This window comes from Corynebacterium sp. HMSC034H07, assembly GCF_001815175.1.
GTDB lineage: Bacteria > Actinomycetota > Actinomycetes > Mycobacteriales > Mycobacteriaceae > Corynebacterium > Corynebacterium hiratae.
The window spans coordinates 1-25,371 of record NZ_KV819499.1 but is presented as its reverse complement, the minus strand read 5'-3'; the positions used below and the strand labels follow the sequence as shown (position 1 = coordinate 25,371).

26 protein-coding genes are annotated in these 25,371 nt (G+C 59.4%); 9 read left to right on the top strand and 17 right to left on the bottom strand.

Going from position 1 to position 25,371, the window contains the following annotated elements; translation table 11 throughout:
- Positions 1-7 precede the first annotated feature (7 nt).
- A complete protein-coding gene (locus tag HMPREF3009_RS01850) occupies positions 8-1,093 on the top strand; it encodes a GNAT family N-acetyltransferase (RefSeq protein WP_070679633.1) in 1,086 nt (361 codons plus the stop codon).
- On the opposite strand, the gene HMPREF3009_RS01845 is transcribed toward HMPREF3009_RS01850, so the two are convergent.
- Genes HMPREF3009_RS01845 through miaB form a run of 3 tightly spaced genes read right to left on the bottom strand, consistent with a single transcriptional unit; the run spans position 1,066 to position 4,398 of the window.
- The gene (locus HMPREF3009_RS01845; RefSeq protein ID WP_083312699.1) at positions 1,066-2,154 is read right to left on the bottom strand and encodes an alkene reductase; all 1,089 of its coding nucleotides are present in this window, start codon (positions 2,152-2,154) and stop codon (positions 1,066-1,068) included. The two genes, HMPREF3009_RS01850 and HMPREF3009_RS01845, sit on opposite strands and share 28 nt — an antisense overlap.
- A 28-nt stretch (positions 2,155-2,182) precedes the next feature.
- Positions 2,183-2,815, bottom strand: a complete 633-nt coding sequence (locus HMPREF3009_RS01840) for an Rv2732c family membrane protein (protein WP_070679630.1) — start codon at positions 2,813-2,815, stop codon at positions 2,183-2,185.
- Between the two features lie 20 nt (positions 2,816-2,835).
- Positions 2,836-4,398, bottom strand: a complete 1,563-nt coding sequence (gene miaB, locus HMPREF3009_RS01835; protein ID WP_083295550.1) for a tRNA (N6-isopentenyl adenosine(37)-C2)-methylthiotransferase MiaB — start codon at positions 4,396-4,398, stop codon at positions 2,836-2,838.
- A 138-nt stretch (positions 4,399-4,536) separates the two neighbouring features.
- Here miaB and gluA point away from each other — a divergent pair, with 138 nt between their 5' ends.
- From gluA to HMPREF3009_RS01815, 4 genes are all read left to right on the top strand, one after another.
- The gene (gluA, locus tag HMPREF3009_RS01830; RefSeq protein WP_046649369.1) at positions 4,537-5,265 is read left to right on the top strand and encodes a glutamate ABC transporter ATP-binding protein GluA; all 729 of its coding nucleotides are present in this window, start codon (positions 4,537-4,539) and stop codon (positions 5,263-5,265) included.
- 68 nt (positions 5,266-5,333) lie between these two features.
- Complete coding sequence (locus tag HMPREF3009_RS01825; RefSeq protein WP_070679628.1) at positions 5,334-6,218, top strand: glutamate ABC transporter substrate-binding protein; 885 nt, start codon at positions 5,334-5,336, stop codon at positions 6,216-6,218.
- Between the two features lie 75 nt (positions 6,219-6,293).
- On the top strand, positions 6,294-6,980 hold the full coding sequence (locus HMPREF3009_RS01820; RefSeq protein WP_070679625.1) for an amino acid ABC transporter permease: 687 nt from the start codon (positions 6,294-6,296) through the stop codon (positions 6,978-6,980).
- The gene (locus tag HMPREF3009_RS01815; RefSeq protein ID WP_046649359.1) at positions 6,980-7,918 is read left to right on the top strand and encodes an amino acid ABC transporter permease; all 939 of its coding nucleotides are present in this window, start codon (positions 6,980-6,982) and stop codon (positions 7,916-7,918) included. The genes HMPREF3009_RS01820 and HMPREF3009_RS01815 overlap by 1 nt, the downstream gene beginning before the upstream one ends.
- A 20-nt stretch (positions 7,919-7,938) precedes the next feature.
- Here the strand turns inward: HMPREF3009_RS01815 and recX are convergent, their stop codons facing one another.
- The 3 genes from recX to HMPREF3009_RS01800 all read right to left on the bottom strand — a co-directional run bounded on the left by recX (position 7,939) and on the right by HMPREF3009_RS01800 (position 10,442).
- Complete coding sequence (gene recX, locus HMPREF3009_RS01810) at positions 7,939-8,532, bottom strand: recombination regulator RecX (RefSeq protein ID WP_070516857.1); 594 nt, start codon at positions 8,530-8,532, stop codon at positions 7,939-7,941.
- A gap of 9 nt (positions 8,533-8,541) precedes the next feature.
- Positions 8,542-9,675 carry a recombinase RecA gene (gene recA / locus HMPREF3009_RS01805; protein WP_046649357.1) on the bottom strand — a complete coding sequence of 378 codons (1,134 nt, stop codon included), beginning with the start codon at positions 9,673-9,675 and terminating at the stop codon, positions 8,542-8,544.
- A 257-nt stretch (positions 9,676-9,932) separates the two neighbouring features.
- A complete protein-coding gene (locus tag HMPREF3009_RS01800) occupies positions 9,933-10,442 on the bottom strand; it encodes a hypothetical protein (RefSeq protein ID WP_141756286.1) in 510 nt (169 codons plus the stop codon).
- 111 nt (positions 10,443-10,553) lie between these two features.
- On the opposite strand from HMPREF3009_RS01800, the gene HMPREF3009_RS01795 reads away from it, so the two are divergent.
- From HMPREF3009_RS01795 to HMPREF3009_RS01785, 3 genes are read left to right on the top strand one after another with little or no spacing between them, the layout of a single operon-like run.
- Positions 10,554-11,126: a biotin transporter BioY gene (locus HMPREF3009_RS01795; protein ID WP_070679622.1), complete on the top strand. Its 573-nt coding sequence runs from the start codon at positions 10,554-10,556 to the stop codon at positions 11,124-11,126.
- A 5-nt stretch (positions 11,127-11,131) separates the two neighbouring features.
- Positions 11,132-11,824, top strand: coding sequence for an energy-coupling factor ABC transporter ATP-binding protein (locus tag HMPREF3009_RS01790; RefSeq protein WP_070516851.1), 693 nt, complete (start codon positions 11,132-11,134; stop codon positions 11,822-11,824).
- Between the two features lie 4 nt (positions 11,825-11,828).
- A complete protein-coding gene (locus HMPREF3009_RS01785) occupies positions 11,829-12,443 on the top strand; it encodes an energy-coupling factor transporter transmembrane component T family protein (RefSeq protein ID WP_070679619.1) in 615 nt (204 codons plus the stop codon).
- Positions 12,444-12,446: 3 nt separating this feature from the next.
- On the opposite strand, the gene HMPREF3009_RS01780 is transcribed toward HMPREF3009_RS01785, so the two are convergent.
- From HMPREF3009_RS01780 to pgsA, 4 genes are all read right to left on the bottom strand, one after another.
- Positions 12,447-13,283 (bottom strand): PspA/IM30 family protein, encoded by an 837-nt coding sequence (locus tag HMPREF3009_RS01780; protein ID WP_070516847.1) that lies wholly within the window; start codon positions 13,281-13,283, stop codon positions 12,447-12,449.
- Between the two features lie 106 nt (positions 13,284-13,389).
- Complete coding sequence (locus tag HMPREF3009_RS01775; protein ID WP_049157573.1) at positions 13,390-13,737, bottom strand: helix-turn-helix domain-containing protein; 348 nt, start codon at positions 13,735-13,737, stop codon at positions 13,390-13,392.
- Positions 13,738-13,782: 45 nt separating this feature from the next.
- Entirely contained in the window at positions 13,783-14,268 is a 486-nt protein-coding gene (locus HMPREF3009_RS01770; protein ID WP_049157575.1) for a nicotinamide-nucleotide amidohydrolase family protein, read from the bottom strand.
- Complete coding sequence (gene pgsA / locus HMPREF3009_RS01765) at positions 14,265-14,855, bottom strand: CDP-diacylglycerol--glycerol-3-phosphate 3-phosphatidyltransferase (RefSeq protein WP_198531099.1); 591 nt, start codon at positions 14,853-14,855, stop codon at positions 14,265-14,267. Before pgsA ends, HMPREF3009_RS01770 begins: the two co-directional genes overlap by 4 nt.
- 47 nt (positions 14,856-14,902) lie before the next feature.
- Between pgsA and HMPREF3009_RS01760 the strand changes: the two genes are divergently transcribed.
- Complete coding sequence (locus HMPREF3009_RS01760) at positions 14,903-15,193, top strand: YciI family protein (protein WP_010190299.1); 291 nt, start codon at positions 14,903-14,905, stop codon at positions 15,191-15,193.
- A gap of 17 nt (positions 15,194-15,210) precedes the next feature.
- On the opposite strand, the gene HMPREF3009_RS01755 is transcribed toward HMPREF3009_RS01760, so the two are convergent.
- From HMPREF3009_RS01755 to dapB, 7 genes are all read right to left on the bottom strand, one after another.
- Positions 15,211-16,329: a TerC family protein gene (locus HMPREF3009_RS01755; RefSeq protein WP_070513055.1), complete on the bottom strand. Its 1,119-nt coding sequence runs from the start codon at positions 16,327-16,329 to the stop codon at positions 15,211-15,213.
- Positions 16,330-16,508: 179 nt separating this feature from the next.
- Positions 16,509-19,739: a DNA translocase FtsK 4TM domain-containing protein gene (locus HMPREF3009_RS01750; protein WP_070516845.1), complete on the bottom strand. Its 3,231-nt coding sequence runs from the start codon at positions 19,737-19,739 to the stop codon at positions 16,509-16,511.
- A gap of 77 nt (positions 19,740-19,816) precedes the next feature.
- Positions 19,817-20,443 carry a TIGR03085 family metal-binding protein gene (locus HMPREF3009_RS01745; RefSeq protein ID WP_369816101.1) on the bottom strand — a complete coding sequence of 209 codons (627 nt, stop codon included), beginning with the start codon at positions 20,441-20,443 and terminating at the stop codon, positions 19,817-19,819.
- A gap of 55 nt (positions 20,444-20,498) precedes the next feature.
- Positions 20,499-22,562 (bottom strand): ribonuclease J, encoded by a 2,064-nt coding sequence (locus tag HMPREF3009_RS01740; protein ID WP_083295551.1) that lies wholly within the window; start codon positions 22,560-22,562, stop codon positions 20,499-20,501.
- Positions 22,563-22,564: 2 nt separating this feature from the next.
- On the bottom strand, positions 22,565-23,473 hold the full coding sequence (gene dapA, locus HMPREF3009_RS01735; RefSeq protein WP_049157584.1) for a 4-hydroxy-tetrahydrodipicolinate synthase: 909 nt from the start codon (positions 23,471-23,473) through the stop codon (positions 22,565-22,567).
- Positions 23,474-23,544: 71 nt separating this feature from the next.
- Entirely contained in the window at positions 23,545-24,294 is a 750-nt protein-coding gene (thyX, locus tag HMPREF3009_RS01730) for an FAD-dependent thymidylate synthase (RefSeq protein ID WP_070513046.1), read from the bottom strand.
- Positions 24,294-25,040, bottom strand: a complete 747-nt coding sequence (gene dapB, locus HMPREF3009_RS01725) for a 4-hydroxy-tetrahydrodipicolinate reductase (RefSeq protein ID WP_070513043.1) — start codon at positions 25,038-25,040, stop codon at positions 24,294-24,296. Before dapB ends, thyX begins: the two co-directional genes overlap by 1 nt.
- Positions 25,041-25,371 lie beyond the last annotated feature (331 nt).

Genomic DNA, 25,371 nt, shown 5'->3' with positions numbered 1-25,371 from the left:
AGTCTGAGTGTTCGTTCAGATTGTCGCGCCGCCGGGTTCGGCCTCAGCTGAGCCGGCGGATTGCCTGCGTAGCTTCGTTTTCGACGCCAACCTAGCCGCCCAAGAGGCCAGCGGCGATCCCGCTGCCAGCGGTTCCCCGCGCCGTGTGCTTCAGCGCCTGCAAGGCTCCACAGAGTCTCGCACCTATCTCTTCGGGTTGACTGACTCCGCCTTGGGGCCGGCTGGTGAACTAGGTCTACCCGTTATCTCAGCGGCAGAGCCCAGCCCCGAAGTCGATTTCGATGGCTTCATCCACATCTCTCTTCCACTCTTGGAGGAAACAGAGAACGCCGATATCGAATGCGTCCTCGCCGCGGATCTCCTGCCCTTGCCTGGGGAGGATCTAGAGCCAGAGGCTCTAGAGGTCACGCGGGTCCTCGCCCGCGAGGCACTCCGGCTTACCCGCCAGCTGGGCCGCACGACTGCCCAGGTTGGCATGCTGTACCCGCCAGACGCGGACCATACCTATGACCCAATGTCGCAGGCCTACCTTGAGCTCGGGTTTCGTCGCAAGCATGCCGAGCGCCAAATGTTCGTCGAAATAGCCCCCACTCCTCCAGTGGTTGGTGCGCAGGTGTGGCCCGACTACGACATCCCGGAAGAGCTGCTTGATGATGTCCTGCGCCTGCTCACCCTAGCCTCCACCGACGCGGTCTACGGTGACTTAAGCGTCGAGCCCATCGTGTGGACACGACAGCGCCTGAACGAAGCGCACGCACGGCTGCGCTCCCACAAAGCGCATACGCTCCTCGTCGGCATTGTCGAACAGGGACGCGTCGTCGCACTCACCGAGCTCTCCCGCCACGGCGATGCGGACCCTGAGGTATGCGAGTGGACTCTTACCGTGACAGAACGCGAACAGCGCCGCCGTGGCCTGGCTACACATGCCAAGCAGCATGCCCAGTATGCGGTGGCGCACCACTGGCCCGACGTCCGCCGAGCTTACTGCTCAGTCGCCCAGGCGGATCCGGCGATGAATGCGCTCTACAAGCGCCTCGGCGCGCACGTCATCTCGGCGAGCAGCGCCTACGAGTTGACCGTGGAGAACGGATAGTCGGTGTAGCCGTGCGCTCCACCCGTATAGAACGTGGCCTCATCCGGCGCAGTGACAGGAAGCTCCTCCTGCCAGCGGCGAACGAGATCCGGGTTGGAGATGGCCAACCGGCCCACGGCCACGGCATCTCCGTGCTGTACTAGGTCTTCGGCTTCTGCGCGCTGGGTCACCTCTCCAAATCCCGAATTCAGGATGACTCGGGTACGCCCGTTAGCACGCGCTTCGGCGCTCAGCCCAGTGATGAGCTCACCCGTAGGCGCTGCATGCAGGAAGGAGACGTAGGCCAAACCAAGGTCTGCGACTGCGCGCAGCAACCCACCATAGGTGGCACGCACATCCGCAGCGTCGGTTTCCTCAATGCCCTGAATATTGTGCTGCGGGGACAGGCGCAGAGCTACGCGGTCGGCTCCGATCTCCTCGGCCACTGCGGTTAGGATCTCCACTACCAGGCGGTAGCGCTTCTCCGGGGTTCCGCCGTAGGCATCCTCTCGGTGATTGGAGCTCGGAGAAAGGAACTGGTGCAACAGATAACCGTTCGCACCATGAAGCTCCACGCCATCCATGCCAGCGTCGATGGCATTGCGGGCAGCTTGACGGAACTCATCGACAATGCGCGGTAGTTCCTCGATGTCGAGGGCGCGGGGCACCGGGCACTCCTTGCGGGATTCGAAATCCCGTACCGCAGTGCCTGGCGCCAGCGCAGAAGGTGCCACCGGTTCTGCCCCCTCGAGGAGGCTGGCATGAGACAGGCGCCCGCCGTTCATCACCTGCATGAAAATGCGTCCCCCGGCTTCGTGTACGGAATCGGCCACACGCCGCCAGCCGGAAATCTGTTCCGAAGTTTCGATACCGGGCTGGCCAGGGAAAGCGCGGCTTGTCACCGTGGGAAATACGCCCTCCGTCACGATAAGACCCATGGAGGCACGCTGTGAATAGTACGTCTCATGCAGGGGCGTGGGGACGCCATCGCGACCTGCCCGTGAGCGGGTCAACGCTGCCATGGTCACGCGGTTTGGCAGGGTTAGTCGTCCCATTTCAAGTGAGTCGAAGAGTGTAGTCATGCACTCCACAACACGAATCTCGTAGCGCTTATTCCTCGTCCTGCTGGCGCCGGTGGCGGGAGGCCGCGCGGGAGCGGCGGTCGTCGATAAGCAGCGGATTCTGTTCTGCCGGCAGCTCGGTAGCGGCTTCGGTCTGCAGGACTCCCACGTGATCGAGCTGGCCGGCGACTTCCCGCACGCGTTCTGCGGCGGCCAACTGCTCAGAACTGCGGCGCAGTGCTACCTGGCAGTACACAAGAAAGGCGACCAACGTTGAGAAGACGCCCACGTACATACCTATGGCAGCGCCATCCGAGGCGCTGTCCCTGTACCAAAATCCCCACAGGTTAGCGAAGAAAGAGATCGTCGTCATCATCCACGCTACGAGAGCCAGCTTGGTCCGGCGAGTGATAATCGTGGCGGTGGTTAAGATCCCCACTCCACCCAGCGCTAGCCATGCGCTGACGGTTTCCATGAGGGAGATACGCACGCCCTCGGCCGTTCCACCGACGAAGAGAGCTTCCCAGCCGCGGGCATCACCGGCATAGGGCAAAACCAAGTAAGCAACCCACGCCACGACGGCCACGATGAGCGCATATTTATGCTTTCCCAATTCGAGAGTCTGCGCTGCGCGCTTCTCAGCAGCAACGGCATCGTGAACGGACTTTAAGTCATCACTCATAAAACGGAGCCTACCCCCTTTTAGCAGCCGCAGGAATCGGCAGGAGCACTGGGCTTGCCGACGCCCGGCAGACCCAGACCCACCCCAATCGGTGCCGTCGTGGGCGTCTGCCCCGCCGCCGACATATCGCCGGCCTTCGTGCGACGGTGCTCGCTCACGCCGGAATCAGCTACCAGGAAAAAGGAGCCTGCATCCGTCACGGTAGCGTGCACAACATCACCGGGGCGAATCTCCGCAGAGATGTCCTTGCCCGCGGCATCGACTGGTGCAAAGTGAACAAGGCGACCATCACGCGCGCGTCCGGTGAGGCGGTGGGTCTCGGCGGCCTTGCGGCCGCCTTCCGCCTGCACCAACAGCTCTACATCAGTGCCGACAAGCTTGGCGTTTTCTTCTGCCTGAATGGAATCCTGCAAGGCGACGAGGCGCTCGAAGCGCTCCTGCACAACTTTCTTGGGGATTTGGTTATCCATTTCTGCGGCCGGGGTGCCGGGGCGCGGCGAGTACTGGAAAGTGAAAGCGGAGGCGAAACGTGCGCGGCGAACCACGTCCATCGTGGCTTCGAAATCCTCCTCGGTCTCGCCTGGGAAGCCCACGATGATGTCGGTGGTAATTGCCGCGTGTGGCATCTTCTCACGGACCTCGTCGAGAATCCCCAAGAACTTTTTCGTGCGATAGGAACGGCGCATGTCCTTGAGGACCTTGTCAGATCCAGACTGCAGCGGCATATGCAGCTGCGGGCACACAGCCGATGTCTCCGCCATGGCATCAATAACGTCGGAGGTGAACTCGGCCGGGTGCGGCGAGGTAAAACGCAAGCGCTCGAGACCCTCAATCTTGCCTACCTCGCGCAGCAACTTGGAAAAGGCGAAGCGATCACGCGGCAGGTCTGGGTCCGCGAAGTTGACGCCATAGGCGTTGACGTTCTGCCCCAATAGGGTCACTTCGGACACGCCTTGATCTACCAGGGCCTGAACTTCTGCGAGGATATCGCCGGGGCGGCGGTCTTCCTCTTTGCCACGCAGCGAAGGGACGATGCAGAAAGTACAGGTGTTATTACAGCCCACGGAGACCGAGACCCACCCAGCATAGGCGGATTCGCGTTTTGCCGGCAGTACGGAGGGGAAAGCCTCGAGGGCATCGACGATTTCCACCTGCGCTTCATTGTTGTGACGTGCACGCTCAAGCAGTGCCGGCAGCGCCGCCATGTTATGGGTTCCGAAAACCGCATCCACCCACGGCGCGTGGTCCAAGACGGTGTCCTTATCCTTCTGCGCCAAGCAGCCGCCAACCGCGATCTGCATGCCGGGATGGTTTTCCTTCGTCTTCTTCAGCGCACCCAGGGTGCCGTACAGGCGCTTGTCGGCGTTCTCGCGCACGGCGCAGGTGTTAAATACGATGAGGTCAGGCTCGGCGCCATCCGGCGCCGCCGAGTAGCCGGCCTCCTCGAGCAGGCCGGAAATGCGCTCGGAATCATGAACGTTCATCTGGCAGCCAAAGGTCCGCACCTCATAGGTGCGGGGCTGGTTATTAGTTACGGGGGAGCTCACGTGGGGACATTCTAACTGGACGACCCCACTACTCATAATGCCCCGACCGCATATAAGAGTTATGGATTTGTTACACAAACCTCCCCGCCTCCACTATCCACACGCCTATTGTTCTACATATGATTCAGCTCACTCTATCTAAGGAGGTGTGATGTGACCGACCATTCCGGCCCGATGATCAAGATGGACGGAGTCAATAAGTACTTCGGTGACTATCACGCGCTCCGCGATATCAACTTGGAGATTGGCCGCGGCGATGTCGTCGTTGTTCTCGGTCCGTCCGGCTCCGGCAAGTCCACCCTGTGCCGCACCATCAACCGGCTTGAAACCATCGACGAGGGTTCCATCGCGATCGACGGCACTCCCCTTCCTGAAGAGGGACGCGAGCTAGCCAAGCTGCGTGCGGACGTGGGCATGGTGTTCCAGCAATTCAATCTCTTTCCACACAAGACCATCAAGGACAACGTCACTCTGGGGCCTATCAAAGTCCGCAGGATGAAGAAGTCCGAGGCCGAAGAGCGTGCGATGCAACTGCTTGACCGCGTTGGAATTGCTAATCAATCAGAAAAATACCCTGCACAGCTCTCCGGCGGCCAGCAACAACGTGTCGCCATTGCCCGTGCCTTGGCTATGCGCCCGAAAGTCATGCTCTTCGATGAACCTACCTCAGCTCTCGACCCTGAGATGGTCAACGAGGTGCTTGACGTCATGACGGATTTGGCCAAAGAAGGCATGACCATGGTCGTGGTGACCCACGAGATGGGCTTCGCCAGGCGCGCGGCCGACCGCATCCTCTTCATGGCCGACGGGGCCATCGTCGAGGACACCGACCCGGAATCCTTCTTCACCAACCCACAATCAGAACGAGCAAAGGACTTCTTGGGCAAGATCCTGCAGCACTAAACGGTTACCAGTTCACCTCTTTTCTCTACCTTCATTCATTTTCCACTCACCTCATCAAGGAGAATCTCATGTCCCGCACTTTCAACCGCATTACTGCCACCGCCGCCGCCATCGCCGCATCCAGCGCTCTGCTCGTTGCGTGTGGTGATTCCTCTGACTCCGCCAGCGGAGGCGAGGGCCTTCTCGGCGCTATCGAGTCTGGCTCTGTCACCCTAGGCACCAAGTTCGACCAACCGGGTCTGGGCCTGCGCGAGGGCGATGGTTCTATGACCGGCCTCGACGTTGACATTGCCACCTACGTGGTCAACCACATTGCCAAGGATAAGGGGTGGGAGGAGCCGGAGATCGAGTGGCGCGAGACTCCGTCCGCGCAGCGCGAAACTCTGATCGAAAACGGCGAGGTTGACCTCATCACCGCAACGTACTCCATCAACGCTTCCCGCGCGGAAAAGGTCAATTTCGCTGGTCCGTACCTCATCACCCACCAAGCGCTTCTTACCCAGGCTGATAACAAGGACATCAGCGGGCTCGAGGGCCTCGACGGCAAGATCCTGTGCTCTGTCACCGGCTCCACCCCGGCACAGAAGGTGAAGGAAGCTCTGCCCAGCGTGCAGCTGCAGGAGTACGACACCTACTCCTCCTGTGTGGAGGCACTGAGCCAGGGCAACGTCGACGCCATGACTACCGACGCGACGATCCTTAACGGCTACGCCGCCCAGAATCCTGGCAAGTTCCAGGTCGTCGAGTTGGAGAAGGACGGCAAGCCCTTCACCGATGAGTACTACGGCGCGGGTCTAAAGAAGGATGATCAAGAGGCTACAGACGCTGTCAACAAGGCCCTGGAAGAGCTTCATTCCTCCGGCGAATTCGACAAGCTCGTAGCCAAGAACTTGGACAAGGGCGAGGGCATCGACGAGGCCACCGTCGGTGACCTCTCCTTCCTCAACTCCTAAACGCTCGATTAGCCCCCACCTAGCCTGCGCCGAGGACATTCAGCCTCGGCGCAGGCCCGTTAGTAGGAGATTTCTATGGAATCCATGTGGGCCGCACTAGGCCCCGAACTATGGCCAGCCTTTTGGCTCACCATCCAGCTGACGTTCTGGTCTGCCATCGGCGCAATGATCCTCGGCACCATCCTCACTGCCATGCGTGTCTCCCCAGTAAGAATCCTGCGGTGGATTGCCACGACGTACATCACGACGGTGCGCAATACTCCCTTGACTCTCATTATCCTGTTCTGCTCGTTTGGCCTGTACCAGAACCTAGGGCTCACGCTTGCTAGCCGGGACTCTGCGACCTTCCTAGTGGATAACAACTTCCGCCTCGCCATCGTCGGGTTCATCTTGTACACCTCGGCATTCGTTGCGGAATCCTTGCGCTCGGGAATCAACACCGTGGACTTCGGTCAAGCCGAGGCCGCACGATCGCTGGGTTTGAGCTTCTCACAGACCTTTAGCACGATCGTCTTCCCTCAGGCGGTACGTGCGGCAATCGTCCCCCTGGGAAATACGCTCATCGCGTTGACCAAGAACACCACGATCGCCTCCGCAATCGGAGTGGCAGAAGCTTCCCTACTGATGAAATCCACCATTGAGATGCATGCGAGCCAGCTCTTGGTCATCTTCTTTATCTTCGCGCTGGGCTTCATCATCCTGACCTTGCCCATGGGCTTAGGCCTAGGCAAACTCTCCGAAACTGTGGCGGTGAAGAAATAATGGCTGTACGCGCAACCGTGCTTTACGACGCCCCCGGCCCCAAGGGCAAGCGGCGCAACCTCATCTATACCGTCATCACCGTCGTTCTCTCGCTAGCTGCACTGTATTGGGTGCTGTCTACATTGGGTGAGCGCGGGCAACTCGACTCCGCGTTATGGACCCCTTTTCTTAACAGCCAAACGTGGACCACGTACCTGCTCCCTGGCCTGCGCGGAACGATCCTTTCCGCTGTAGCATCCATCATCTTGGCCATCGTGTTCGGCGTCATCTTCGGCCTAGGCCGATTGAGCGAGAACGTCATCGTACGCGGCGTGTGTGGTGTGGTCGTGGAATTCTTCCGCGCCATCCCCGTCCTGCTGCTCATGATTTTTGCCTACCAGCTTTTCGCCATCTATAACGTAGTTCCGTCGAAACAGCTGGCGTTTAGCGCCGTGGTCTTCGCGTTGACCCTCTACAACGGCTCTGTCGTCGCAGAGATTCTGCGCTCCGGAATCAAGTCGCTGCCCAAGGGGCAAACTGAAGCCGCTCGAGCGCTGGGCCTTTCGCATGGGCAAACGATGCGTACCATTCTGCTCCCGCAAGCAGTAGCCGCAATGCTTCCGGCCCTCATCGCCCAGATGGTTATTGCGCTCAAGGACTCTGCGTTGGGCTACCAGATTGGCTATGTCGAGGTGGTGCGCTCCGGTATCCAATCGGCGTCCTACAACAAGAATTACCTGGCCTCGCTCATCGTCGTTGCGATCATCATGATCCTCATCAACTGGGGGCTGGGCCTCCTGGCCGAACGCATCGAACGTCAGCTTCGAGCGGGCCGTGCGCGCCGGAACATCATCGCTAAAGTTCCGGAGCAACCAGACCAAGGCTTGGACACCAAAGACCAGGTCAACGTTGATTGGCACTCAGAAAGCTATACAGAAATCCGCAACCCGGACGAATAGAAACCGCCAGACAGAAACAGCTAGGAGAGCTCGGCGATGCGCGCATCCAGCACTTCGATGGAAATACGCATCACCAGCTCCTGGCGATAGCCGCGCCGCGCGAGTGTTCCTACAATGCGACGCAGGAACTTGTCCCTCTCATGGCGGTCGGCGGGAACACTCTTCAAGGTTCGCGCCTTCTTCTCCGCTACGCGGCGCGCTACGGCCTCCTCAGATTCCTCGGTAATCTGCTCTAGGGCCGCTGCGCGATCGGCGGCCTCAACGCCCTTCTCCTTGAGTTCCACATTGAGGGCACGGGCCGACTTACCGCGCCGCGCGTGACGCTGGCGCACCCACTCCTTGGCGAAGGTTTCATCATCAACGAGCCCCACCCCTGCAAGGTCATCGACCACGTCCTCGACCACATCGGGCTCAAAGTCCGCCGCGACAAGCCGGTCACGCAGTTCCTTGCGGGAACGTGCACGTTGATCTAGCAAGCCTAATGCTCGGGAGCGCACGGGCGCCTTCGCTGCTTCAGCATTCGCATCAACAAGCTGCCCACCGGCGTCGCCCGCCTCGTAGGCTTCGAGAGCTTGACGTAGCTTCTCTAGCTTCTCTGGTGAAGGTTGTGCCATTGCGCCTGTTTAGTCGTCGTCGAAATCAACGTTCGGTACCAGATCCACAGCCTCATCCGTCAGCGGATCGTCTGCACCCGGCACATCCATGGCGACGTCCTCACCAGCTTCGGCTGCGGCAGCACCCACGCCGAGCTTGACGAAGATCTTCTTCTCAATCTCATCCGCTAGATCGGGGTTGTCCTTGAGGAAGTTGCGGGCCTTTTCCTTGCCCTGCCCCAGCTGATCGCCTTCGTAGGTAAACCACGAGCCAGATTTCTTAATGAACCCGTGTTCGACACCCAAGTCAATGATGGAAGACTCGCGCGAAATGCCTTCTCCGTACATGATGTCGAACTCAGCGATCTTGAACGGCGGGGACACCTTGTTCTTCACCACCTTGAGCTTGGTGCGGTTACCGATGGCATCCTGGCCGTCCTTCAAGGTTTGGATTCGGCGGATATCGCAGCGCACAGAGGCATAGAACTTCAGCGCCTTACCACCCGTGGTCGTTTCCGGTGAGCCAAACATCACGCCGATCTTTTCACGCAGCTGGTTGATGAAGATGGCGGTAGTCCCGGAGTTGTACAGAGCACCCGTCATCTTGCGCAGCGCTTGGGACATGAGACGGGCTTGGAGGCCAACGTGGCTATCTCCCATCTCACCCTCAATTTCCGCCTTGGGCGTCAAGGCGGCTACGGAGTCAATCACGATGATGTCGATGGCGCCAGAGCGCACGAGCATATCTGCGATTTCCAGAGCCTGCTCACCGGTATCCGGCTGGGAAACCAAGAGGTTATCCGTGTCCACGCCAAGCAGACGCGCGTACTCAGGATCGAGCGCGTGCTCCGCATCGATAAACGCCGCGATGCCGCCGTTCTTCTGCGCCGATGCGATGGCGTGCAGAGCAACGGTGGTTTTACCCGAGGATTCAGGTCCATAAATCTCTACGATGCGACCGCGCGGGAAGCCACCGACGCCCAGCGCAATGTCGATGGCCGTATTCCCGGAGGAAATGGCCTGGATTGGCGGGCGGTCATCGTCACCAAGACGCATGACGGCTCCTTTGCCAAAATCCTTCTCAATCATCGCCATTGCGGCATCGAGGGCTTTCTGACGATCATCGCCCTTGCTAGCCGCCGAGGACTTCTTCTTCGTAGCCATTTATTTCCTCACTATCGTGCGTCAGTTAGTGTGCAGTGCTGTATGTCATTAAATGGGGGCACCTAGTTAGACTGCCATGAAGCAACTTCGGTTCCCAGGCCCGTCGCATTGTGTTTCCGGCATCGTCCCGGTTCCATCACATGCCACGAAAGTACCCTAACGTTTCCACCAGACCACAACCCACAATACACACACAAGTGTTCGATTGCCCATTCGAGCAACGCGCGTGTCTGAGACCTAATCCAACGCCTCGCCGCCTAGTGAAGTTTCCACGGACCGCCCTGCTCTGTACGGACGAAAGACACCTGCTCATCGGCAGGCAGTACGGCAACTACCCCGCCCAGCGCGCTACAGACATCCAGCTCATCAAGAGAGGCCCTGCTGCTCACATACTTCGACGCTCCACGCCCCTGCGCATCCCGATAAATCTCAACACTCCCCGAGCTTGGCGGCACCCATTCATCATCCTCGTCGGTACCGCCCTGCCAGGTTCCCCCACTAGCGTTTATGACATCCTCCTCGACAGCCCCAGGACAGATAAAGATCACGCGGTGATATTCGGAATCGAAGATGTCGCCGACGCGCATGTCGACGCTGCCAGACTCCCCTTCCTCCACCCCGGCCGCTTCTTCGATATTTTCGATGACATTCGCGGAACCTATCAACGAACATCCAGCCACGCTCCCCAGCGCGATACCGGAAAGAAGCGCTACCACACTGACACGAGCAAGCCCTAAGACATGCTCCATCTTCTTTCTATTTGCCATGCCTCTAGATTACCCCGTTCGGGGTAGTTTCAAGGCCTAAAAGCCGTGCTTGAACACTGTTCAAAAGTGCCTATTTGCTGCATCATTAAGCTACTAGATAAACTTTGGCCCATGAAAGAGAATTCCGTCGCGACTGATATCGCGTACGTCGCGGTCTTCACCGCGCTCATCATAGTCTTTGCGTTCGTCTCTATCCCTACGCCTACCGTGGGCGTGCCCATCGTTCTTCAAAACGCCGTCATCATCCTGGCTGGCCTCGTCCTTGGTGGCCGCCGTGGCTTTTTCGTCGGTCTACTCTTCATAGCTCTCGGCCTCGTCGGCCTTCCCATCCTTGCCGGCGGCCGCAGTGCCCTGAGCGCCATTGCCGGCCCCACCGTGGGCTACCTTGTCGGCTACGTCGTCTCACCCGCCATCGCCGGCCTCATCGCCTACCGCGCGCCGAGAAGCAAAGGAGGCATGACGGTAGTCCTCGCCATCGCCGGCGTCGTCGGCCTGGCCGTGCAGTACTTGTGCGGCATTGTTGGCCTGATGGTCCGCTCTGACATGTCCTTCGGGGCGGCCGCCGTGGCTCAGGGCCCGTTCGTCATCCCCGATCTCATTAAGGTCGCCGTGATGGTTGTCATCGCCGTCGGTGTCCACGCAGCATTCCCCGACCTGATGGGTCGCCGCACCAAGGCAAAGTAGCACCAGTGCCGCAGATTGACTTCCGCAACGTTTCCGTCACCTTCGACGAAACACCGGTGCTCAAGGATATTTCTCTCTCATTAAACGAACAGCGCATCGGCATCATCGGTGCCAATGGTGGCGGGAAATCCACTCTCGTCCGGCTCATCAACGGTCTTGGTGAACCTTCACGTGGTGAGGTCTTGGTGGATAACGTGGACGTCGCCAAGCACGGCAAGGAGATTCGCCGCCAGGTGGGCTTCGTGTTTTCTGATGCGGAGAACCAGATCGTCATGCCGCACGTGCGCGATGACGTGGAATTCTCCCTTCGCCGGCTCAAGCTGTCTCGTGAGGAGCGCACCGCGCGCGTCGACGCCGTTCTCGAGCGCTTCGGCCTGACGCCGCTAGCTGAGCAGTCCCCGCACACTCTCTCCGGCGGGCAGAAGCAGCTCCTCGCGTTGGCGGCAGTGCTTGTCATGGAACCCACCGTCATCATCGCTGACGAACCCACGACCTTGCTAGATCTGCGCAACCGCGATCGCATTCGCCGCGAATTTGCGCAGCTCGAACAGCAACTCATCGTGGTTACCCATGACCTTGACTTTGTCTCTGATTTCGATCGCGTTCTGTGCATCGATAACCACCACGTCGTAGCCGACGGATCTCCCGACAAGGTCATTTCCTTCTACACCGAACTCATGAAATCCCGCCCGCTCTAGAGTCATGCCTAAAAACATCCCCCTCGGCTACTACGTCGACGCCGATACCATCATTCATCGCATACCGGCCGCGGTGAAATTCCTCGTGCTCATCGGCTTCATCCTCGTGACCTCGCTCGCCGTGCACACGCTTCCTTGGGCGTCGGCCAGCCTCTTCCTCCCACTAGTGCTCTTTCCCGTCGCCCGCATCCCGTTTCGCGTCGCACTCGGACAGCTTGTTCCTCCGCTCTACCTCCTCGTTGCGCTCGCAGCTTTTCAGTGGTGGCAGAAGGATTTGCTGTCGGCCGCGATCATGTTTCTCACCATCTACGCAGCCATCAGCGCGGCGGTGCTGCTGACGCTGACAACGAAGGTGTCGGAGATGATGGACTCCCTCGATCGGGCCCTCGCGCCACTGGGGCGCCTCGGGGTTCCGGTTGAGAACATCACGCTGGCGATGTCCCTGACAATTCGTTTGCTCCCCCTCATGCTGGGGACCGTGGTCGAGGTGCTTGATGCACGAAAAGCCCGGGGTGCCACGGCATCACTGACCGCTTTTGGCACCCCGGTTATCATTCGCTCAATCCGCCGAGCACGCGCGATGGCTGAGGCGCTTCAAGCCCGCGGCGTCGGCGACTAAACCTTATTCTCCGCGCAACTCGCGTAGGCGAGCCTGGACGGCATCCTCCTGCACGTTCGGCTGACCCTTAGCCTCTGCCGAACCGATTGCCTGCTGGGAGTTTCCCTCCACTGCCTTCGGGTTATTCATCTCCGCGCGGATCTGCTCGAGACGGGAGTGGCCAGCCAGTTGCACGCCAGCCTGCTCGATCTCCTGCATGCGGTTAGACACTGAGTTCTCGGCGAGCTCTGCCTGGCCCAGGGCCTTGGAGTAGCGGCGCTCAATCTTGTCACGCACAGCATCCAGGGAAGGCGAGTTACCGTTTGCGGAGAGCTCGTTCATCGAGTTGAGGGACTCGGAGACCTTCTCCTGCATCTTGGCCTGCTCGAGCTGCGACAGCAGCTTGGAGCGCTCGTTGACCTTCTCACGAAGCGCCATGCCGTTGCGTTCAACGGCCTTCTTGGCCTGCTCCGCCTGCTGTAGAGCCTGATCGTGGAGCTTCTTAGTGTCCTCAACAGACTGCTCAGCGGTAACCAGCTGGGCAGCGAAGGCTTCAGCCGCGTTTTCGTACTCGGTCGCCTTCTGTGCATCGCCTTCGGCACGGGCCTTGTCCGCAAGGCTCAGGGCGTTACGGGTATTCTGCTGCAGCTTTTCAATCTCACTCAAACGACGGTTCAGCTGCATCTCCAGCTGGCGCTGATTACCAATGACCGCAGCGGCCTGCTGTGACAGCTCCTGGTGCTGGCGCTGCGCCTCCTCGATTGCCTGCTCAATCTGAACCTTCGGGTCGGCGTTCTCCTCGATCTTGGAATCAAAGAGAGCCATCAAGTACTTCCAGGCTTTTACGAATGGGTTCGCCATAACAGGAGGTGCCTTTCTCAGCAGTTCGTTGTGTCAATAAGGTGTGTAACAAGAATATTTCCTGCCTGCCTAATAGTAGCGAAGCAGACAGTATTCCGTTGCGGTTCTATAGTTCCGATGCAGCGGGTGCGGTGGATGCGAGCTCCTCATCCATCGACGGCAACGCCATGTAGCCGGCCGCCTCAATGAGGACATCGGAGACGCTGACATCGAGTGCATGGCAGACAGAGGCCAGCAGCTCGGAGGAAACCTCCTTGCGGCCACGCTCCAGCTCCGAAAGATATCCCGGGGAAACACGCGCCACACCGGCGAGTTCGCGGAGGGTCACGCCTTTATCCGCGCGGAAGGCGCGAAGCGTTAATCCGAGGGCCTCACGCAGCAGCGGTTCAGGAGTCCGCGTCGACCGCGCCGGGGACTGGGTGGGTTTATCGAGTAGTGCAACTGAAGTGTTCATCACCCCGTACAACGGCTCAGCAATCGTACTTGTTCCCACAATCAACTAATTTTCTTCAAGAGTTGATAGGAGAAGACTCAATGCCGCCTCAATGGCAGCGAAACGAATCGCGTTGCGCCCCTCAGCAGGAAGCTCATAAAGGACGCCGCGCTTGGCGACGCCCCCGCCACCCCTCCCGCATAACCCCACGTACACCGTGCCCGCGGGTTTGCCTTCCTGGAGGTCCGGCCCGGCTACACCAGTCAGCCCTACCCCCCAATCTGCACGCGTTTCAACGACCGCCGCCTCAGCCATCTGCGCAGCAGTCGCAGCAGACACCACGCCTTGCTCCTCAAGTTCTTCCACGGTGGTGTTGAGAAAATGAGCCTTGACCTCTGTCGCATACGTCACCAGCCCACCCCGCAGCACCGCCGAGGCTCCCGGGATGCACGCCACAGTCGCAGCGGCTAGACCAGCAGTAAGGGACTCACAGAACGCCACAGTTTCACCGCGTTCGCTGAGCGTGGATACTAGTTGCGCCTCGATGCTCATTGGTTCTCCCTATGGCCATCAATGAGGTACTGGATGCCGGTCAGGACGGTAACGAAGGCGGCGGCCAACATAACGAGGAGGCTCGGAAGGTCCATCCACCCTGGCAGCGGACAAAGATACAACGCCACCGCCACAGTCTGCAACGCTGTCTTGAGCTTTCCGCCTTGGGAAGCCGGCACCACCTTCCCTTGACGCAGCAAGAAGAAGCGCCAAATCGTAATGCCGAATTCGCGAAACAGAATCAGCACGGTGATCCACACCGGCAAAGCCCCGGTGATATTGAGGCACACGAGGGCCGCGGTCATCAGGGCTTTATCCGCGATCGGGTCCGCAATCTTGCCAAAGTTAGTGATGAGTCCCCGCGCGCGTGCAATATCGCCATCCAACTTATCCGTGAGCATCAAGAGCGCGAAGCAGAGGAAAGCCCACCATTCATGGCCGGCGAGCACCAGCCAGGCAAACAGGGGGATAAAGAGGATGCGCAAACTAGTCAGGATGTTGGGCAGGTTCCAATTGGAGACCTCGGGGTTTACATCCGTGGTTCGAGATTGGTTGCGCGCAGCCTGAGAATCATTCACGCTCTTCATCCTACCGTGGCCTCCCTGCCACTCGAGCGAGCACTACCATGGTCGGTATGAAGTATTTCGCAGTTTCCTATGAATACAATCCATCTAACCCGGTTATTGCTGAGGTTCGCCCGAAGCACCGCGAATTCATCGGCGCACTCCACGACAAGGGCCAGATCTGTGGCTCTGGCCCCTACACCGATTCCAAGGGCGGGGCGCTCATCGTCCTGCAATTTGAGGATGAGTCCGTAAAGGTGGCCGATGTCATCGCCCTCATGGACCAGGATCCCTTCTACACCGAAGGCGCTGTTACTGGGCGCGCTTTCCGCGAGTGGAATCCCGTTATTAATTCCTTCTAAATCCCCGCGGCCCGAGTTTAAGGCAGCTCGGACTTGGGAAGTTCGTCCGCCTTGCCGACGAGCTCGCCCTCCTTGTTGCGAACGATCTTGTTGCCATAATCGTCCCAGTCGTAGTGGTTGTGGGAAATCACCACACCACCCTGGGCTTGGTCGCGTTTGTCCTTCCACACCGACAACAACACCGTCACGAAGAGGACGCCAACGATGACCAGCAGCGACACCATGGTCGTAATTTCCGGTACCGCACTGACATTCTCGCCGCCGTTGATGAAGGGCACGTTGTTCTCATGCAAAGCGTGGAAGAGCAACTTGACACCGATGAACAGCAAGATGATACCCAGGCCATAAGGCAGGTAGACCAGGCGGTCCAACAGGCCATCAATGAGGAAGAACATTTGGCGCAGCCCCATGAGAGCGAAGGCATTGGTGGTGAAGACGAGGAAAGGCTCCGAGGTAATGCCGTAGATAGCTGGGATGGAGTCGAAGGCAAACATGACGTCGATCAGCCCGATAGCCGCCAAAGCAACGAAAAGCGGCGTCAGGGCGAATTTGCCCTTCTTCTCACCGGATTCCTCACGGTGGGTGAGCTTGTCACCGTGGTAGCGCGGGGTCACATGGATCACTTTGCGCAGCCACTTGACTACCAGCATGTCGTTGGGGTCGGTCTCGGGCGTCCCGTTGATCTCATCGATGAGCAGCTTGACTGCGGTGTAAATAAGGAAGATGGCAAACAGGTAGAAGACATCCGACCATGCCGCAATAATGGCCGCGCCCATCAAGATGAAGACAAGGCGGAAAACCAGCGCTAGGACGATACCGATGAGCAATACCTTCTGCTGATACCTGCGGGGAATCTTGAAGGAGCCCATGATGAGCGAGAACACGAATAGGTTATCCACGCTCAAAGCCTGTTCCGTCACCCAACCGGTGTAGAACTGTGCCGCGTGTTCGCTGTCCCACAGCACCCACACAACTCCGCCAAAGACAACGGCCATCGCCATGTAAAACAGGGTCCAGCCGCCGGATTCCTTAATGGTCGGCTCATGTGGTGAACGAACATGACTGTAGAAGTCGAAGATGAAGAAGCCTAGGATCACCGCGATGGTGATGGCCCAGACCCATAGTGGCACATGCATAATGAGTTATCCCTCCGGTCGACACGACAATAAAGACCGGAGGTCTCCCCCGCTAGCAAGCCGATGTCACAGCCTCGCTAGCCGACGCGACCGGGAACTGTACCGCAGTTGCCGTGTTGACGATCGACGCCGTGGATTGGGGTACTCCCCTCCAAGACTCGTCCTATCCTACACGGAACTTAGAACGCACCTGTGGAGGGGTTAGCGGAGATTTCAACGGTGCGGGTATCGGCTTCAGCGTCGTCTACCCCGCCGGCACCTTCGGCGTCTTGGACCTCCTTCGGGGCCTCTGCTGGGTCAGCGCCCTTGATCATCCAGATGATAGTGTCGAGCTCCTCCGGCTTGACCAGAACCTCACGTGCCTTGGAGCCTTCGGAAGGCCCGACAACACCGCGCGACTCCATGAGGTCCATGAGTCGACCGGCCTTGGCAAAGCCGATGCGCAGCTTGCGCTGGAGCATCGACGTCGAGCCCAACTGGGAGGTGACCACAAGGTCGACGGCCTCCAAGAGATCGTCCATATCCTTGCCGATCTCCTCGTCGATCTCCTTCTTCGCCTCCGAGGCCTTATCGTCCGTCACGCCTTCCGTGTAGTTCGGCGAGCCCTGTGCCTTCGCGGCGTCGACAACCGCCTGCACCTCCTCGTCGGAGACGAACGCACCCTGCATACGCACCGGGCGGCCGCCCTGCGGGATGAAGAGGCCATCGCCCATACCGATGAGCTTCTCGGCTCCACCCTGATCCAGGATGACTCGAGAGTCCGTAAGCGAGGACGTCGCAAAAGCCAGACGAGAAGGAACGTTGGTCTTAATAAGACCGGTCACAACGTCCACGGACGGGCGCTGCGTTGCCAGCACCAAGTGGATACCGGCCGCACGTGCCTTTTGAGTAATGCGAACGATGGAATCCTCAATTTCCTTCGGCGCCGTCATCATGAGGTCCGCGAGCTCATCCACGACGCACACGATGTACGGGTACGGGCGCATCTCTCGTTGGGAGCCGGCAGGAGCCTGGTATTCGCCACTGCGGACCTTCCGGTTGAAGTCCTCGATCTTGCGCACGCGGGCAGCCTGCATGTCCATGTAGCGCTGCTCCATCTCCTCCACCAGCCACTGCAGGGCCGCCGCAGCCTTCTTCGGCTGCGTGATGATGGGGGTGATGAGGTGCGGGATACCTTCGTACGGGGTGAGCTCCACCATCTTCGGGTCGACGAGGATGAGGCGGACGTCTTCCGGAGTCGCGCGGGTCAACAGCGAGACCAGCATGGAGTTCACGAACGCCGATTTACCCGAACCGGTTGCGCCGGCCACGAGCAGGTGCGGCATCTTCTTCACGGAGAAGGAGGTGTACTCGCCTTCGATATCCTTGCCCAAGCCAATCAGCATGGGGTCATGGTCGGCACGCAGTGCCGGGGAATCCAGGACGTCGCGCAGACGCACCATCTCTCGGTCCGCATTGGGCACCTCAATGCCGACTGCGGACTTGCCTGGAATCGGGGTGAGCAGGCGCAAGTTATCCGTCGCGACGGCGTAGGCCAGGTTGGACTGCAGGTTCGTAATCTTCGAGACCTTGACGCCAGGGCCCAGCTCGATCTCATAGCGCGTGACTGTCGGACCACGGCTAAAACCGGTGACCTGGGCATCGACTTTGAACTCCTCGAAGACCTCGGTGATGGCCTCGATGATGCGATCGTTAGCCTCCGTGCGTGCCTTCGCAGGTTTGCCGGCGGTGAGCAGGTCCGTCGTCGGCACATCGTAGCCGCCGCCCAGGGCAGTGTCTTCCGCACCACTCGGGGCTGCGGGTGCTTCTTCGGCTACGCTCTGGGCTTCATCCTCAATCTTGGCACCCGTTCGCGCATCACGTCCGGATCGTTCCTGGAACATGCGCACTGCCTCGGAATGAGCGGCGGAGACCACGTCCTCTCCCGCTGAGCCAGCCGACGCTGCGCTTGCCGACGCCTCGGCAGCCGCCGCTCCCAGTGCTGCACCGGCGGCACCGCCGACGTCCACGCGGGGACGCTTCATCGGTGTTGGCTTGGGCTCTGGCTTTGGTTCGACTTTCTGCTCCGGTTGCGGAGTTGGCTGCGGGGCTGGCTCAGGATCCGGTACGACGGGGAACTCGTCGGTATCATCCGCGCGGCTATCAAAGCTCGGGCGGCCGTGCTGTACGGGCTCCTGGCTTACTGGCTGAGCTGCCGAGTCGAAAGAGACGGTGGCATTGTCATCCAGAATCTGCTTTGGCATCGGCTTCGGTGTCTGCTTCGGGCGCGGTCGCGAAGTGTATGCCGGGCGCACAGGACGCTCACGCCCCTCGGCGATGGCGTCGATGTCATCGCTGACGTAGTCGTAGTCGTCCGCGGGGGCGTCGTCAAGCAGCTCCTGATCTGAACGATTCTTCCTGTCACGCAGGCCGCCGACGAGCGCCGCACATTGCGCGGCCACAAAATCATATGCTTCACGCAGGGTGATGCCCGTGATATTGAGTGCCCCATACACAATGAGCAAGAAAAGCAAAGGCACCGCGACATAACTAGAAAAGGCCGCCACCAGCAGCTCGCCGACTCCAAAGCCGATGGCACCGCCTGCCTCCCCGGCGGCGTTGTTATTCCAGGTCAGCTTCGGAAGACCGGCAAAGATGTGAATGAGGCTCAGCATGCACACGACGATGAGGGCCGTGCCGCCCACCACTCGTGGCTTGAAATGGCCCGCCGGACCGGACAGATCCATCATGAGCGCAATGGCGACGGCGACCAGCGCAACGGGAAGAACATAGGCGCCCGCGCCAATCACATAGCGCACAGCGTTGGTGAGGTACTCACCGATAATGCCGGCCACCTGGAACCACGTCGCGCAAGCAAGGATGATGGCCACGCCGATAAGCACAAGAGCCACCGCATCTGGATTGGAGACGCGGATGCTCTTCTCAGTGTGAGCTGGACGCCCCATGACCGTCGTCGGCATCTCACTGTCGACGTCGCGTGCTCGCGTTACCTTGCTCTTTGCCGGAACAGCGCTATCGGCCTTGTTGCTCTTTTTCTTGTTCTTCGCGCGTCCAGAAATTTCCCCTGGCTCCCTCAACTCGTCGTAATCATCGTAGGCACCCTCGTCATGAGCAGCATCGTAGGCGGAGTCATAGAGGTCGTCATCTCGACTCCCCGCATCTACCGGCTTGAGACCGGCAAGGCCGTGCCCGACCCCTCGCGCCATGCTTCCCACGCCTCGGGCGGTAGCGCCAAAAACGGTTCCCAGTCCTCGGCCAACGGCGCGAAAGGCGCTGCCGGTCCTCTCTTCGGAGGTCTCGGCAGCGCGGGTTGCGGAGGTCAGCGAATAGCTTGTGCGGCCGGACGGCCGCGACCGATTGGCGGTGCGACCTCGGCCGGAGGCGCGAGACGGAGCGTTCTTGACAGACATGCCTGCCACTTTAGTAGCAAACACACCATTAACAACATGCGCCACACGCGTGCACTGAAGATTTTAGACAGTTCAGCCTACAGACTTGACCTAACGACGGCGGATGAATCCCCGTCAATCTCAACGCGAGCCGCCTCGCGGCCGAACGCCCATAGGAGCAACTCGGAAACTGCCCCACGGACCCGCACCACGTTGTCCCCCTTCGCTGCCACACGATGTTTATCCGCCGCGACGAGTGGCGCAAACCCAGCCGGCTCCAGCACTACCGGGAGGCGAGAGTGCGCCAACAGCCTTAACCCGAGAAACTTTAGCGGTGCGAGCAACTCCTTCTGCACCGCTAGCGAGAAATCACGCGGTTCGCTGTGCGCATTGGCCCGGCGTAGGTCTTCGTGGTGCACAAAATGCTCTGCGGTGTTGAGCACTGAATCCACGTAGCGCAGAGGGTTGAGCTTTCCCAATCCCCTACCCCAGTCATCCACCAGTTCCTCAAAATCTCGCGCACGGACTTCCTCCATGATGCTGTCCGCATGGGAAGTCAGCGCTGGAACAAAAGAACTGATGACGACGTCGGGCCGGTTTTCGCGGATCCAGAGGTGCGACACGAGGTCGCGGGCCGTCCCCCCTTCGCACAACGTTGGAGCATCGGGACCAAGTTCACGGAATAACGCCACCATCTTGGCGCGTTCTGCTGAGGAAAACGACATGCGCCCCAGCATACCTACCAGAAGCAGGAACGCTGGGGCACTGTCTACCTAGACGTTAGAGCGATTCACGGGAGGCGTGAACTTCATCGTCGTCAGGCATCAGGACATCCGAGTTCGTCGGCACGATGGTCGGCAGAATGACCGGCTCGCGCTTGTACTTGGAATCCATGAGCTTGGATACCTTGCGGCGCAGCTTCTGCACCATGCGGTAGGTATCGTTCTCGCCCTCAGCGGCGAGATCGTTCATCGTGGACTCAACCAACTTGGCAACCTCCGGCACGATGCCGCGGTCATCGTCAGAGAAACCAGTGGTGGATACAGCCGGATGCTCAAGCAGCCGGGACGTGCGGTTATCAATCACACAGGTGATGGAAACGACGCCGCCAGAGCCGAGGTTGGTGCGGTCTGCCAGGGTATCTGCGTCGACGTCACCCATGGAGACGCCATCGACGTAGAGGTTACCCACGGTAATCTGGCCAACAACCTCTGCACGGCCGTTGCGCAGATCAACGACAACGCCGTTCTGTGCCAGAACCACGCGGTCGCGGTCAACGCCAGTGGAGACTGCCAGTTCCTTGTTTGCACGCAGGTGACGCCACTCGCCGTGGACCGGCATAACGTTCTTCGGACGCGCAGCGTTGTACAGGAAGAGCAGCTCGCCGCCGTAGCCGTGGCCGGAGGCGTGAACCTTGGCTTCCTTGTTGGTGATAACTTCAGCACCAATCTGGGAGAGCATGTTCATGACACCGTAAACGGCCTCTTCGTTGCCCGGAATCAGGGACGAGGAGAAGATGATGAGGTCGCCGTCGCGGACGGTGATCTGACGGTGCTCACGGCGTGCCATGCGTGACAACGCAGCCATTGGCTCGCCCTGGGTACCGGTGGTGATGAGCAAGACCTTGTGCGGTGCCATCTTGGCAGCCTCGTCGATCGAGATGATGGTTCCGCGCGGAACCTTCAGGAAGCCCATCTTCTCGGCGATTTCCATGTTGCGCATCATCGAGCGGCCGTTGAAGGCAACCTTGCGGCCAGCATAAACGGCGGCGTCGATAGCTGCCTGTACACGGTACACGTTGGACGCGAAGGTTGCGATGATGACGCGCTGCTTAGCATTGGACACCAGGCGGCGGAAGGTAGCCGGGATATCTCCCTCGGATGCGGAAACGCCCGGGATGTTCGCGTTGGTGGATTCGCAGAGCATCAGGTCGACGCCCTCATCACCGTAGCGAGATAGCGCCGGAAGGTCGGTCGGACGGTTATCCAGCGGGGTCTGGTCCAGCTTGATGTCACCGGTGTGGATGATATTGCCAGCCGGGGTGCCCAGCATGATGCCCAGTGCATCCGGAACGGAGTGGTTAACTGCCCAAAAACGGCAGCGGAACGAACCGTAGTTCACATCCGACTTCTCGTTGACCTCAACGAACTTCGGCTTCTGGCGGTGCTCCTTACACTTCGCCGCAATCAGCGCGATGGTAAAGCGCGATGCCACGATTGGAATATCCGGGCGCAGCTTCAGCAGCCACGGGATAGCACCAATGTGGTCCTCGTGAGCGTGGGTTACAACGAGAGCCTTGACCTTGTGAATCTTCTTCTCGATCGGGCCAAAGTCCGGCAGGATCAGGTCAACGCCAGGCTCACCGGAGGACGGGAAGAGCACGCCACAGTCGATGATGAGCATCTCGTCCTGGTACTCGAAGACGGTCATGTTACGACCGATCTCAGAAATACCGCCCAGGGCATAAATACGCAGCGAATCCTTCTGCTGCTTCGGCGGCTCCGGCAGACGCTTCGTCAGATCCGCGCCCTGCATGGACTTGGGAACGTTGCGGCGGCCACGGTTGTTATTACGGTTGCGATTGTTGTTGCGGCCACCGTTGTTGTGGTTGTTGTTGCCGCCGCGACCGCGACCACGGCCGCCACGGGAACCACGGGAGCGAGAACGGCGGTTGCCGTCCTCAGAATTCGAGTTATTAGACTCGTTCGAATTATTGCCGGATGCAGCCGATTCGTTCGGCGCTTGAAAAACCGGCGAAGCCGCCTCATTCGAGGCGGTCTCAGTCTCCGAAGGCGGACCCGCCTTACGGGTTACCTTGCGGGAGCGATTACGGGATTCAGTCATTCTTAAAGGACTCCAGCCTTTTCCAAATCGTGGCGGAGAGCCTCGATCTCCTCCGCGTCAGCCGCGGTAACTGGGAGACGAGGTTCTCCAACTTCAATACCCTGCAGACGCAGGGCAGCCTTAACAAGAGTTGCTCCTCCGAGGCGGCCTTGCGCCTCGACGAGCGGGGACAAAGTTTTCGCGTTAATCTCTCGTGCACGTGCAATATCGCCTTCATCGAAGGCCACGTAGAGATCAGCCAGGGCGCGCGGAGCGAGGTGACCAATCACGGAAATAACGCCCGAAGCACCGAGGGCCAGCCACGGCAAGTTCAGTCCGTCATCTCCGGAGTACCATGCCAAACCGGTTTCCTGGATAAGCGGTGCGGCTGCTACAAGGTCGCCCTTGGCGTCCTTAACAGCCTTGATGTTCGGCACCTCCGCGAGGCGAAGAAGGGTCTCCGTCTCAATCGGAATGCCCGAGCGGCCAGGGATGTCGTACAGACAAATGGGGAGGTCCACGGCGTCAGCCACAGCAGTAAAGTGCGCGTACACACCAGCCTGGGAAGGCTTGGAGTAATACGGGGTCACGACCAGAAGGCTGTCTGCTCCCGCATCAGCGAAAGCGCGCGCGGCCTCAATACTGGTGGCGGTGTTATTAGTTCCCGCACCAGCGCACAACTTAGCGCGGCCGCCTACCTCTTCCTTTACAGCTGCGAACAGCTCCAGTTTCTCATCCAACGACGTCGTCGGTGATTCGCCCGTGGTCCCAGACAAAATGAGCGAATCAACGCCGTTATCAACCAAATGAGCTGCTAGGCGACGACCAGCGGACACGTCCAAGGCGCCGTCCTGGTCAAATGGAGTGACCATAGCTACGCCTACGCGTCCGAAGGTGTCGACGCCTGCCTGTGCTGTCATACCTGTGCTCATAGGCGTCAAGATTACCTGCTTTCGCCCCTATTGGCCGCATCGGGGTCGTGCGCGAGTCTCCTGCAAAGCCTTTAAGCGTACGGGCTCGAAGCCATTTCGGTGCCGTCAGCCAGGGTGGTGATATGGAAGTCGTCGAAAAGCACCGGCGATTGCTCCCGCAACAGCTTCAAGCACGTGACGGCGAGCTGGCGCATCTCTGTATCGGCTTGTTCAGTCGCCCGCGCGCCAATAAAGTGACGCCACGCGCGATAGTTTCCCGTCACGACGATGCGGGATTCCGTGAGATTAGGTAATACCGCACGCGCTGCTTGTCGAGCCTGTTTCTTGCGCAGCAATGCATTTGGCTCCTCTTCCAACTTGGACTCGAGAGCGTCGAGGAGCTCCTCGTAGACAAACCTCGCTTCGTCGGCCGCCTGGAGGGTTAACCGCGTTAGCTGTTCATCTTCCGCAATGAATTTGGGCAGGACTACCTCCGCCTCCTCGGAATGCACGAAACGTTGCGAGAGCTGCGAGAAGGAGAAATGACGGTGGCGAACCAGCTCATGCGACGCCGACCGCGATAGTCCCCGTATATAGAGCGTCGCCGTAGCATGCTCCAGCAATGCATCGTGGCCTACCTCCAGAATGTGGTGCAGATAGGCCTGATTTGAGGCGGTACGGGGATTCGGCTTGTCGAAGGACTCATAACAGGCGCGTCCGGCAAATTCGACTAGAGCCTCGCTTTCCGACGCCCCCTCATCAACCTCCCAGTCCACTCCTCGCGGCGCATGGAATGCGGTTGCCGCAATGAGCTGGACATCAAGCTCAGAGACCTTTGCCATTACAGCCCCAAGTACTTCTCAAGTCCCACGGTCAAGCCTGGGTGGGATGCGATTTCTCGTACACCCAGCAGAACACCGGGGGTAAAGGAAGAGCGGTCATAGGAATCCTGACGGATGGTCAAGGACTGGCCTTGAGTGCCGAAGATAACTTCTTCATGAGCCACCATTCCCTGCATACGGACTGCGTGGACGTGAACACCATCGACGTCTGCGCCGCGCGCTCCATCGAGAGACTGCTCGGTCTTGTCCGGCATAGCGTCCAAGCCTGCCTCCTGGCGAGCCTTCGCAATACCCTGCGCAGTGTGAACCGCGGTACCGGACGGCGCATCGAGCTTGTTCGGGTGATGGTATTCAACTACCTCGGCACTGTCGAAGAACTTCGCCGCCTGCGCGGCAAACACCATGGTCAGTACAGCTGAAATAGCGAAGTTCGGGGCAATGAGAACGTTGCCGGCGCCCTCTTTCTTAGTCCACTCCTCCACCTTGGCTAGGCGTCCTGCATCGAACCCCGTGGTACCCACAACAGCGTGGATGCCATGTGCGATGCAAAACTCTAGATTGTCCATGACCGATGCCGGCTGGGTGAAGTCGACGGCGACCTCGGCACCCGATTCAACCAGCTTCTCCAACGGGGTCTCGCGGTCGATGGAAGCAACTAGCTCCAAATCCTCTGCCGCATTAACGCCTTCCACGATTGCTTGGCCCACGCGCCCTTTAGCCCCCAAGACGCCTACCTTGATAGTCATTGACAATCCCTTCATACGTGTTCGTGCGGTTAACTGTGCCCAGTCTATCCCTGACACCGGCGAGGTTTCAGACAGGGCTCAAAAGGCTGCCTTTAATACGCATTTTCTTCCTTTCGTTGCGGACACAGGCGACACCACTCAAATCATTCGGTATCGAATGTCCTGGCTAACCCATGGTGACTACCCCCGTTTATAGTGACAACTTGACATGAATTTAGTGCTGGCTATGGCTATGTGGGGTGTGTGGTACTAGAATCATGGTTAGAACACTTCTTCTAACTCATGTTGATCTCGGGGGAGACCATGACCACCACCGCTACACGCCCGCCTA